The sequence below is a fragment of the Streptomyces shenzhenensis genome, assembly GCF_003688995.1.
In the GTDB taxonomy this organism is placed as follows: Bacteria; Actinomycetota; Actinomycetes; order Streptomycetales; family Streptomycetaceae; genus Streptomyces; species Streptomyces shenzhenensis_A.
On the sequence record NZ_PENI01000002.1, the window covers coordinates 571,916 to 583,441 of the forward strand.

10 protein-coding genes and 1 pseudogene are annotated in these 11,526 nt (G+C 70.7%); all 11 read left to right on the top strand.

From position 1 onward, the window contains the following. Positions 1–49: 49 nt before the first annotated feature. Entirely contained in the window at positions 50–2,092 is a 2,043-nt protein-coding gene (gene uvrC, locus CTZ28_RS05455) for an excinuclease ABC subunit UvrC (protein ID WP_121888064.1), read from the top strand. Continuing rightward, the gene (rapZ, locus tag CTZ28_RS05460; protein ID WP_121888065.1) at positions 2,089–3,090 is read left to right on the top strand and encodes an RNase adapter RapZ; all 1,002 of its coding nucleotides are present in this window, start codon (positions 2,089–2,091) and stop codon (positions 3,088–3,090) included. The genes uvrC and rapZ overlap by 4 nt, the downstream gene beginning before the upstream one ends. Next, positions 3,087–4,154 (top strand): gluconeogenesis factor YvcK family protein, encoded by a 1,068-nt coding sequence (locus CTZ28_RS05465; RefSeq protein ID WP_121888066.1) that lies wholly within the window; start codon positions 3,087–3,089, stop codon positions 4,152–4,154. The genes rapZ and CTZ28_RS05465 overlap by 4 nt, the downstream gene beginning before the upstream one ends. Further along, a complete protein-coding gene (gene whiA / locus CTZ28_RS05470) occupies positions 4,145–5,134 on the top strand; it encodes a DNA-binding protein WhiA (RefSeq protein ID WP_121888067.1) in 990 nt (329 codons plus the stop codon). Before CTZ28_RS05465 ends, whiA begins: the two co-directional genes overlap by 10 nt. A gap of 437 nt (positions 5,135–5,571) precedes the next feature. Beyond that, complete coding sequence (gap, locus tag CTZ28_RS05475; RefSeq protein WP_121888068.1) at positions 5,572–6,579, top strand: type I glyceraldehyde-3-phosphate dehydrogenase; 1,008 nt, start codon at positions 5,572–5,574, stop codon at positions 6,577–6,579. Positions 6,580–6,704: 125 nt separating this feature from the next. After that, positions 6,705–7,916 (top strand): phosphoglycerate kinase, encoded by a 1,212-nt coding sequence (locus CTZ28_RS05480; protein ID WP_121888069.1) that lies wholly within the window; start codon positions 6,705–6,707, stop codon positions 7,914–7,916. 5 nt (positions 7,917–7,921) lie between these two features. Beyond that, on the top strand, positions 7,922–8,698 hold the full coding sequence (gene tpiA, locus CTZ28_RS05485; RefSeq protein ID WP_121888070.1) for a triose-phosphate isomerase: 777 nt from the start codon (positions 7,922–7,924) through the stop codon (positions 8,696–8,698). Between the two features lie 160 nt (positions 8,699–8,858). Beyond that, a complete protein-coding gene (gene secG / locus CTZ28_RS05490; RefSeq protein WP_220795307.1) occupies positions 8,859–9,089 on the top strand; it encodes a preprotein translocase subunit SecG in 231 nt (76 codons plus the stop codon). A gap of 200 nt (positions 9,090–9,289) precedes the next feature. Next, on the top strand, positions 9,290–9,625 hold the full coding sequence (locus tag CTZ28_RS05495; protein WP_079060169.1) for an RNA polymerase-binding protein RbpA: 336 nt from the start codon (positions 9,290–9,292) through the stop codon (positions 9,623–9,625). A 133-nt stretch (positions 9,626–9,758) separates the two neighbouring features. Further along, positions 9,759–11,027 carry an MFS transporter gene (locus CTZ28_RS05500; protein ID WP_121888072.1) on the top strand — a complete coding sequence of 423 codons (1,269 nt, stop codon included), beginning with the start codon at positions 9,759–9,761 and terminating at the stop codon, positions 11,025–11,027. An 84-nt stretch (positions 11,028–11,111) separates the two neighbouring features. Then, positions 11,112–11,526 (top strand): annotated as a pseudogene (locus tag CTZ28_RS05505) (glucose-6-phosphate isomerase); the annotation flags it as partial.

The window sequence follows — 11,526 nt, forward strand, 5'->3', positions numbered from 1 at the left end:
TGTCCACAGCCCCGCCGGACTGTCCCCGCCCGACAGTAGGGTGTGAGACATGGCCGACCCCTCCAGCTACCGCCCCAAGCCGGGAGAGATTCCGGACTCGCCCGGGGTGTACAGGTTCCGTGACGAGCACCGTCGGGTGATCTACGTCGGAAAGGCGAAGAGCCTGCGCCAGCGGCTGGCGAACTACTTCCAGGACCTGGCGAACCTTCACCCGCGCACCCGGACGATGGTCACCACGGCCGCGTCCGTGGAGTGGACCGTCGTGTCCACGGAGGTCGAGGCGCTGCAGCTGGAGTACTCCTGGATCAAGGAGTACGACCCCCGGTTCAACGTCAAGTACCGCGACGACAAGAGCTATCCCTACCTCGCGGTGACGATGAACGAGGAGTTCCCGCGCGTGCAGGTGATGCGGGGTCACAAGAAGAAGGGCGTGCGCTACTTCGGGCCGTACGGGCACGCCTGGGCCATCCGTGACACGGTCGACCTGCTGCTGCGGGTCTTCCCGGTGCGCACCTGCTCGGCCGGTGTCTTCAAGAACGCCGCCCGCACCGGCCGCCCCTGTCTGCTCGGCTACATCGGCAAGTGCTCGGCGCCCTGCGTCGGCCGGATCTCCGCCGAGGACCACCGCGAACTGGCCGAGGAGTTCTGCGACTTCATGGCCGGCCGCACGGGCACGTATCTGCGCCGCCTGGAGCGGCAGATGACGGAGGCGGCCGAGGAGATGGAGTACGAGCGGGCCGCCCGCCTGCGCGACGACATAGGGGCCCTGAAGAAGGCCATGGAGAAGAACGCGGTCGTGCTCGCCGACGCGACCGACGCCGATCTGATCGCCGTCGCCGAGGACGAGCTGGAGGCGGCCCTCCAGATCTTCCACGTCCGCGGCGGGCGGGTGCGCGGCCAGCGGGGCTGGGTGACCGACAAGGTGGAGGAGGTCACCACGGCCGCCCTCGTCGAGCACGCCCTCCAGCAGCTCTACGGCGAGGAGAGGGGGGACGCCGTGCCCAAGGAGGTTCTGGTCCCCGCCCTGCCGGAGCCGGTCGAACCCGTGCAGGAGTGGCTCACCGGGCGCCGCGGGTCCCATGTCTCCCTGCGCATCCCGCAGCGCGGCGACAAGAAGGCCCTCATGGAGACCGTGCAGCGCAACGCCCAGCAGGCGCTCGCCCTGCACAAGACCAAGCGCGCCTCCGACCTGACCACGCGCTCGCGGGCCCTGGAGGAGATCGCCGACGCCCTCGACCTGGACAGCGCCCCGCTCCGGATCGAGTGCTACGACATCTCGCACCTCCAGGGTGATGACGTGGTGGCCTCCATGGTCGTCTTCGAGGACGGGCTCCAGCGCAAGAGCGAGTACCGCCGCTTCCAGATCAAGGGCTTCGAGGGCCAGGACGACGTCCGCTCCATGCACGAGGTGATCACCCGCCGCTTCAGGCGCTATCTCGCCGACAAGGAGAAGACGGGCGAGTGGGTGGACGAGGACGGGGAGAACGGCCTCAAGGACGAGGACGGCCGTCCCAAGAAGTTCGCCTATCCGCCGCAGCTCGTCGTCGTCGACGGTGGCCAGCCGCAGGTCGCGGCCGCCAGACGGGCCCTGGACGAGCTGGGCATCGACGACATCGCCGTCTGCGGTCTCGCCAAGCGGCTGGAGGAGGTCTGGCTGCCGCAGGACGACGACCCCGTGATCCTGCCCCGGACCAGCGAGGGCCTCTATCTGCTCCAGCGCGTCCGTGACGAGGCGCACCGCTTCGCCATCACCTACCAGCGCGCCAAGCGCGCCAAGCGGTTCCGGGCGAGCCCCCTGGACGAGGTGCCCGGCCTCGGCGATACCCGCAAACAGGCGTTGATCAAGCATTTCGGCTCGGTGAAGAAGCTGCGGTCCGCGACAATCGACCAGATCCAGGAGGTGCCCGGCATCGGCCGCAAGACGGCCGAGACCATTGCCGCGGCCTTCGCCCGGGCGGCCCCGGCCGCACCCGCCGTGAACACGGCGACCGGAGAGATCATTGATGACGAGGAACCCGATACGACGGCGGGCTCCTCGGGGGAGCCCGTGACCGCGGGCGCCCCGGACGAACGACGGGGGCAGGAGAGATGACCGAGCACGACGCACAGCACACAGCGCAACGAGATCAGACGCACAAGGAAGCGAGCGAGGATCAGCCTCAGCACGCGGTCCAGGAAAGCGGAGACGCAGTGAGTACGGACGTCACGACGGCCGGGGTCCCCGAGGCGGCCATCCCCGAGCTGGTGATCATCTCCGGCATGTCCGGAGCGGGCCGCTCGACGGCGGCGAAGTGCCTGGAGGACCTGGGCTGGTTCGTCGTCGACAACCTGCCGCCCGCGCTGATCCCCACCATGGTGGAGCTCGGCGCCCGCTCCCAGGGCAATGTGGCCCGGATCGCGGTCGTCGTCGACGTACGCGGCCGGCGCTTCTTCGACAATCTGCGCGAGTCCCTCGCCGACCTCGACACCCGGGGGGTCACCCGGCGGATCGTGTTCCTGGAGTCCTCCGACGAGGCCCTGGTGCGCCGCTTCGAGTCGGTGCGCCGCCCGCACCCCCTCCAGGGCGACGGCCGGATCGTCGACGGCATCGCCGCCGAGCGCGAACTGCTGCGCGAGCTGCGCGGCGACGCCGACCTGGTGATCGACACCTCCAGCCTCAACGTGCACGAGCTGCGCGCCAAGATGGACGCCCAGTTCGCCGGAGAGGAGGAGCCCGAGCTGCGGGCCACCGTGATGTCCTTCGGCTTCAAGTACGGCCTCCCGGTCGACGCCGATCTGGTCGCGGACATGCGCTTCCTGCCCAATCCGCACTGGGTCCCGGAGCTGCGGCCGTACACCGGTGTCCACGAGGAGGTCGCCGCGTACGTCTTCAACCAGCCCGGCGCCAAGGAGTTCCTCGACCGGTACGCCGAACTGCTGCGCCTCATCGCGGCCGGCTACCGCCGTGAGGGCAAGCGCTACGTGACCATCGCCATCGGCTGTACCGGTGGCAAGCACCGCTCGGTGGCCATGTCGGAGAAGCTCGCGGCGCGGCTCGCGGCCGAGGGCGTGGAGACGGTGGTCGTGCACCGGGACATGGGACGGGAATGACGCCACGTACTCCGCGGCTGAGCAGGCTGCGCCTGGCGGTCCCCGAGGCACGCGCGGGCCGCCCCGCCGAGGCCCGTGGCGCCCGGCCGCGCCGCCGGGGCGCCCAGCCCAAGGTCGTCGCCCTCGGCGGCGGCATGGGCCTGTCCGCCTCGCTCGCCGCGCTGCGCCGGATCACCGGCGACCTCACCGCCGTCGTGACCGTGGCCGACGACGGAGGCTCCAGCGGGCGGCTGCGCGACGAGCTGGGTGTGCTGCCGCCCGGCGACCTGCGCAAGGCGCTGGCCGCGCTGTGCGGCGACGACGACTGGGGGCAGACCTGGGCCCGGGTCATCCAGCACCGCTTCCAGTCCCAGGGCGACCTGCACGACCACGCGGTCGGCAATCTGCTGATCGTCGCCCTGTGGGAGCAGCTAGGCGACCATGTGCAGGCCCTGGACCTGGTCGGCAAGCTGCTCGGGGCGCACGGCCGGGTGCTGCCCATGTCGGCCGTGCCGCTGGAGCTCCAGGCCCTGGTCAAGGGCCATGACCCGGCCCGGCCGGAGCAGGTCGACACGGTCCGCGGGCAGGCGACGGTGGCGCTCACGCCCGGCGAGGTGCAGTCGGTGCATGTCGTGCCGCACGACCCGCCCGCCGTGCCGGAGGCGGTCGCGGCGGTCCTGGACGCGGACTGGGTGGTGCTCGGCCCCGGTTCCTGGTTCTCCTCTGTCATCCCGCATCTGCTCGTGCCCGAACTGCTGGACGCCCTCACCGACACCAAGGCCCGCCGCGTCCTGTCCCTGAACCTCGCTCCGCAGCCGGGAGAAACCGAAGGCTTCTCTCCGCAGCGTCATTTGGAGGTTTTGGGGCGACACGCCCCTAAACTCGCCCTGGACGTGGTGCTGGCCGACGAGGCCGCCGTGCCCGACCGGGATTCGCTCACCGAAGCCGCCAAGCGGCTCGGGGCAGCGGTCGAGCTGGCGCCGGTGGCCCGGACAGACGGCTCTCCCCGGCACGACCCGGAGCTGTTGGCCGCCGCGTACGACCGTATTTTTCGGATGCATGGAAGGATCGGCCCATGGCGATGACGGCAGCGGTGAAGGACGAGATCTCCCGGCTTCCCGTCACCCGGACCTGCTGCAGAAAGGCGGAGGTATCCGCCATTTTGCGGTTCGCCGGCGGCCTTCACCTGGTGAGTGGACGCATCGTGATCGAGGCGGAGCTGGACACGGCGATGGCGGCCCGGCGGCTCAAGCGGGACATTCTGGAGATCTTCGGCCACGGTTCGGAGTTGATCGTGATGGCGCCCGGCGGGCTGCGCCGGGGTTCGCGTTACGTCGTGCGGGTGGTTGCGGGCGGTGACCAGCTGGCCCGGCAGACGGGGCTCGTCGACGGGCGCGGGCGCCCGATCCGGGGCCTGCCCCCGCAGGTGGTCTCGGGGGCCACCTGTGACGCCGAGGCGGCCTGGCGCGGGGCGTTCCTGGCGCACGGCTCGCTGACCGAGCCGGGACGTTCCTCCTCCCTGGAGGTGACCTGCCCCGGTCCGGAGGCCGCGCTCGCCCTGGTCGGGGCCGCCCGCCGGCTGTCGATCGCGGCGAAGGCCCGCGAGGTGCGCGGCGTGGACCGCGTGGTGGTGCGCGACGGCGATGCGATCGGTGCCCTGCTCACCCGGCTCGGCGCGCACGAGTCCGTGCTGGCCTGGGAGGAGCGGCGGATGCGCCGCGAGGTCCGGGCCACGGCCAACCGGCTCGCCAACTTCGACGACGCGAATCTGCGCCGTTCCGCGCGCGCGGCCGTCGCGGCGGGCGCCCGCGTCCAGCGGGCGCTGGAGATCCTCGGTGACGAGGTTCCCGAGCACCTTGCCGCCGCCGGCCGGCTGCGCATGGAGCACAAGCAGGCGTCCCTGGAGGAGCTGGGCGCGCTCGCCGACCCGCCGCTGACCAAGGACGCGGTCGCCGGCCGGATCCGCCGTCTGCTCGCCATGGCCGACAAGCGCGCCGGCGACCTGGGCATCCCGGGCACGGAGGCCAACCTCACCGAGGAGATGGCCGACAACCTGGTGGGGTGACGGCCCCGCTCCGCCGCCACCGGCGCCGCCCCCGCGCGGGCCGGTCGTGGGGCGGCGGAACGGCCGACGCCGCGGCGGACGGGCCGGCCTGACGGGTGTTCGCGTCGAGAGGTCCGCCGACGGTCACGTCAACTCGTCGCCGCCGAAGACACTTTGGGATGACTGCCCCGGCGGCCCCAGCGCGGCGCATCCCTCGAAACGGTGAAACCGGCGGTCCGGTGCCGTCGGGCGTCGGCGGACGGGCTCCGGCCCGTGGCGCGGTGGCGGCGGGCCGGGTGGTCCGTACCTCTACTGGCGGGTACGGGCCACCGTGTCGTGTATGGGGCATCTCGATGTCACCGACGGAGCATCGGGGAGGTAGGGTCGGGGGTGGTCGGGGACATCCCATACAGCTCGCCGGCAAACGAAAGCTGGCGTACCAACGAGGAGATCGGTTCGTGACGATCCGCGTAGGCATCAACGGCTTTGGCCGCATCGGTCGTAACTACTTCCGCGCGCTGCTGGAGCAGGGTGCAGACATCGAGATCGTGGCTGTCAACGACCTGGGTGACACCGCGACCACCGCTCACCTGCTGAAGTACGACACCATCCTGGGCCGCCTCAAGCAGGAGGTCTCCCACACCGCCGACACCATCACTGTCGACGGCCACACCATCAAGGTGCTCTCCGAGCGCGACCCCGCCAACATCACGTGGGGCGAGCTGGGCGTCGACATCGTCATCGAGTCGACCGGCATCTTCACCAAGCGCGAGGACGCCGCCAAGCACCTCGCCGGTGGCGCCAAGAAGGTCATCATCTCGGCTCCGGCCAAGGATGAGGACATCACCATCGTGATGGGCGTCAACCAGGACAAGTACGACGCGGCCAACCACCACGTCATCTCCAACGCCTCCTGCACCACCAACTGTGTGGCGCCGATGGCGAAGGTCCTGGACGAGAACTTCGGCATCGTCAAGGGCCTGATGACGACGGTGCACGCGTACACGAACGACCAGCGCATCCTGGACTTCCCGCACAAGGACCTGCGCCGCGCCCGGGCCGCCGCGGAGAACATCATCCCGACCACCACCGGCGCCGCCAAGGCCACCGCCCTGGTGCTGCCGCAGCTCAAGGGCAAGCTGGACGGCATCGCCATGCGCGTCCCGGTCCCGACCGGCTCCGTCACCGACCTGGTCGTCGAGCTGGGCCGCGAGGTCACCAAGGAAGAGGTCAACGCCGCCTTCCAGAAGGCCGCCGAGGGCGAGCTGAAGGGCCTCCTCGACTACACCGAGGACCCGATCGTGTCCTCCGACATCGTCAACGCCCCGGCGTCCTGCACCTTCGACTCCTCCCTGACCATGGTCCAGGAGGGCAAGAACGTGAAGATCATCGGCTGGTACGACAACGAGTGGGGCTACTCCAACCGCCTCGTCGACCTGACCGTCTTCGTCGGCGGCCAGCTCTGATCGCCACACCAGGCGCCACTTCGATGTGAGTGCAGGGCTCGGGCAGCGCACGGCGCGCAGTCCGAGCCCTTACGCGCGTGTTCAGCCCTCGTACGATCACGAGCCCCTCTCCGGGAGTCCCATCCATGAAGACGATCGACGAACTCCTCGCCGAAGGCGTCGACGGCAAGCGGGTCTTCGTCCGCGCCGACCTCAACGTCCCGCTCGCCGACGGCGTCATCACCGACGACGGCCGCATCCGCGCCGTCCTGCCCACCATCAAGGCCCTCGCCGAGGCGGGCGCCAAGGTGGTCGTCGCCTCCCACCTGGGCCGCCCCAAGGGCGCCCCGGACCCCGCCTTCTCGCTGCTGCCCGCCGCCGAACGGCTCGGTGAACTCCTCGGCGCGCCGGTCGCGTTCGCCCAGGACACCGTCGGCCCCGCCGCCCACGGCGCCGTCGACGGCCTGCAGCCCGGCCAGGTCGCGGTCATCGAGAACCTGCGCTTCAACCCCGGCGAGACGTCCAAGGACGACACCGAGCGCGGTGAGTTCGCCGACCGGCTGGCCGCCCTCGCGGACGTCTACGTCGGGGACGGCTTCGGCGCGGTGCACCGCAAGCACGCCTCCGTCTTCGACCTCCCGGCCCGGCTGCCGCACTACGCCGGCTACCTCATCGCCACCGAGGTCGGCGTGCTGAAGCAGCTCACCGAGAACGTCAAGCGCCCCTATGCCGTCGCGCTCGGCGGCGCCAAGGTCTCCGACAAGCTCGCCGTTATCGACGAGCTGCTCGGCAAGGCCGACCGTCTCCTCATCGGCGGCGGCATGGCCTACACCTTCCTCAAGGCCAAGGGGTACGAGATCGGCGTCTCCCTCGTCCAGGAGGACCAGATCCCGGCGGTCACCGAATACCTGGAGCGCGCCGAGAAGCAGGGCGTCGAGCTGCTGCTCCCGGTCGACGTCGTGGTCGCCCCCGCCTTCCCGGACCTGAAGGCCAAGGCGGCGACCGAGCACTCCGTGGTCGACGCGGACAAGATCCCCGCCGACCAGATGGGCCTGGACATCGGCCCGAGGACCGGAGAGCTGTACGCCGCCGCGCTCGCCGACGCCGCGACCGTCTTCTGGAACGGTCCCATGGGCGTCTTCGAGCACCCCGACTACGCCGAGGGCACCAAAGTGGTCGCCCAGGCCCTCGTCGACACGGACGGTTTCACCGTCGTCGGCGGCGGAGACTCCGCCGCGGCCGTGCGCACGCTCGGCTTCGACGAGACCGCATTCGGCCACATCTCGACCGGTGGCGGCGCCTCCCTCGAATACCTAGAGGGCAAGACGCTCCCCGGCCTCGCCGCACTGGAGGACTGACCAGCATGAGCACGCGCACGCCGCTGATGGCGGGCAACTGGAAGATGAACCTCAATCACCTGGAGGCCATCGCACACGTCCAGAAGCTCGCCTTCGCCCTGGCCGACAAGGACTACGAGGCCGTCGAGGTCGCCGTCCTGCCGCCCTTCACCGACCTGCGCTCCGTGCAGACCCTGGTCGACGGCGACAAACTCAAGATCAAGTACGGCGCCCAGGACATCTCGGCGCACGACTCCGGCGCCTACACCGGCGAGATCTCCGGGTCGATGCTGGCCAAGCTGAAGTGCACGTACGTGGCCATCGGCCACTCCGAGCGCCGCCAGTACCACCGGGAGACCGACGAGCAGGTCAACGCCAAGGCCAAGGCCGCCTTCAAGCACGGCCTGACCCCGATCCTGTGCGTCGGCGAGGAACTGGACGTCCGCGAGGCGGGCGACCACGTCTCGCACACCCTCGCCCAGATCGAGGGCGGTCTGAAGGACCTCACGGCCGAGCAGGTCGAGACCATCGTGATCGCCTACGAGCCCGTGTGGGCCATCGGCACCGGCAAGGTCTGCGGCGCCGGGGACGCCCAGGAGGTCTGCGCGGCCGTCCGCGGCAAGATCGCCGAGCTGTACACGCAGGACGTGGCCGACAAGGTGCGCATCCAGTACGGCGGCTCCGTGAAGTCGGGCAACGTCGCCGAGATCATGGCCCAGCCCGACGTCGACGGTGCCCTGGTCGGCGGCGCCTCGCTGGACGCCGACGAGTTCGTCAAGATCGTCCGCTTCCGCGACCAGTGAGCCGCAGGGGCGCGGCCCCGGTGGGGCCCGCCCCGGACACGGCCCGGCGAAGCCGTGAGTAGGCGGTAGCTGAGATCCGTCGTACCCTTGCGGGGGCTGGCAGGTGCCTGCCGGCCCCCGTCGTCCATCCGAATCCGAGGAAGTTGGTCCAGCCGTGGTTTTGGGGTTCTCGATCGCCCTGATCGTCTTCAGCCTGCTGCTGATGCTGCTGGTGCTGATGCACAAGGGGAAGGGCGGCGGCCTCTCCGACATGTTCGGTGGCGGCATGCAGTCGTCCGTCGGCGGCTCCTCGGTCGCCGAGCGCAACCTCGACCGGATCACCGTGGTGGTCGGTCTGCTGTGGTTCGCGTGCATCATCGTGCTCGGCCTGATCATGAAGACGAACAGCTGAGTGACGCATACGTTGCGAATGTAAGGCCCCATGTTCGGTACGCGCCCTTGCACGCGGCCTATCATGGGGCTTGCGTCTGGTTGAGGGGGACGGTAACTCCAATCACTGGACGCGCGTTGGGCCTTACGTAGACTGAGGCGCTCGCAGCGAAGCGGAACGCCGACTCGCTTCGCCGCACCATCACGCAGGGAGTTACGACCGTGGCAAGTGGCAACGCGATCCGAGGAAGCCGGGTCGGGGCGGGGCCGATGGGCGAGGCCGAGCGGGGCGAGTCCGCCCCGCGTCTGCGCATCTCCTTCTGGTGCTCCAACGGGCACGAGACGCAGCCCAGCTTCGCCAGCGACGCACAGGTTCCCGAGACCTGGGACTGCCCGCGCTGCGGCTTCCCGGCCGGACAGGATCAGGACAACCCGCCGGACCCGCCGCGCACCGAGCCGTACAAGACGCACCTCGCGTATGTGCGGGAGCGGCGCAGCGACGCGGACGGCGAGGCGATCCTCGCCGAGGCGCTCGCCAAACTGCGCGGCGAGATCTAGCAGTTGACAACCGGCCGGGTGCCCGCGGGCGCCTGGCCGAAGTCGTTCCGCGGGTCCGCCCACACCGTCCGCGGACCGATTGTCAGTGGTGCCCTTTACGGTTTGTGCATCGGCGAATCGTGAGGGGGGACACATGGCGACGGTCACGGCGGTGAGCAGGAGCGCGCCCGAGTGGCGCGGGGGATTCGGACGACTGTGGACGGCCGCCGTCGTCTCCCGCTTCGGGGACGCGCTGCGCGCCGCCGCGCTGCCCCTGTTAGCGGCGCGGCTCACCGACGACGCCTTCGCCATCGCCGCCGTGACCGCCTGCGGTTACGCTCCGTGGTTGCTGTTCGGCCTGCTAGGCGGCGCCGTCGCGGACCGGGTGGACCAGCGGCGGGCGATGTGGACGGTGGACGCGGCACGGGGCCTGCTCGTCGCCGGTTTCGCGCTCGCCGTCGGCCTGGGGCACGCGTCGATCCCGCTGCTGCTCGTGCTGGCCTTCGCGCTGACCACGCTCCAGACGGTCTTCGACAATGCCTCCACCGCCCTGCTTCCGTCCCTGGTGGACCGCGAGACCCTGGGCGGCGCGAACGCCCGGCTGATGACCGGCCAGCAGGTGGCGGGCGGGCTGCTGGCGGGACCGTGCGTGCCGCTGCTGCTGGTCGGCGGCGCGTTCCTGCCGTTCGCGGCCGACGCGGGCACCTATCTGCTGGCCGCCGCGCTCGTCGCCTCCCTGCCGGCCCGGCCGCCCGGGCGGCAGCCACGCCCGGCGGGCAGCACCCTGCGTGCCGAGATCGGCGAGGGACTGCGCTTCCTGTGGCGCGACCGGCCACTGCGCGCGGTCTGCGCCGCCACCCTGCTGTGCAACATCGGCATGGGCGCCCTGATCGCCACGCTGGTGCTGCACGTCACACGCTGGCTGCACGCCGGGACCGCGGGATACGCCGCCGGACTCACGGCCTACTCGGCGGGCAGCATCGCCGGCGGCCTGGTCGCCCAGCGGATCGCCCGCCGTGCCGGACGGGTGCGGGCCCTGCTGTTCGTCGGCGCCGTGCAGACGGCGGCGCTGCTGCTCATCGGCTGTGCCCGGTATCTGCCCGCGCTCCTGGCCGGCATGCTGCTGCTCGGCGCGATGAGCATGGTGTGGAACGTCAACCAGGTCACGTTGATGCAGCGGCGCAGCCCCGGCCCGATGGCGGGCCGTGTCGCCTCCGCCTTCCGTACGGCGTCGGCCTCCGGCGCCCCGCTCGGCGCTCTCCTCGGCGGCGCCGTGGCCGGGGCGTACGGGCCCAACGGACCGGCCCTGCTGGCGGCCGGGACGTTCGCTCTGGCGGTCTTCTCGTTGATACCGGCGGGCAAGCCGGACGTATCTGTTGTTGCGCCGCACGACGGCGCGACGAGACGTCACCTCACGCCCTGATCAACTAGGTTGGGACCGGCAGCGGGGCGGGGTACGCAGCAGCACGTGGCAGGACAGGTGCAGGAAAGAAGGCTGAAGTCCGAAATGAACGCAGACGGCCGTACCAGGCTCGACCAGACGCCCGAGTGGAGCGCGCTGGCGGAGCACCGTGAGCAGCTCGCCGACACCCATCTGCGGGACCTGTTCACCGCCGACCCGGGGCGCGGGACCGGCTACACGCTCCGCGTCGGCGACCTGTATCTCGACTACTCGAAGCATCTCGTCACCGACGAGACGCTGCGGCTGCTGCGCGAGCTGGCTGCCGCGACCGATGTGTTCGGGTTGCGGGATGCGATGTTCCGTGGGGAGAGGATCAATGTCACTGAGGGGCGGGCGGTGCTGCATTCGGCGTTGCGTGCGCCGCGTGACGCGGTGGTCGAGGTGGACGGGGAGAATGTGGTCCCCGCTGTGCACGCGGTGCTCGACAGGATGGCGGGTTTCGCCGAGGGGGTGCGTTCCG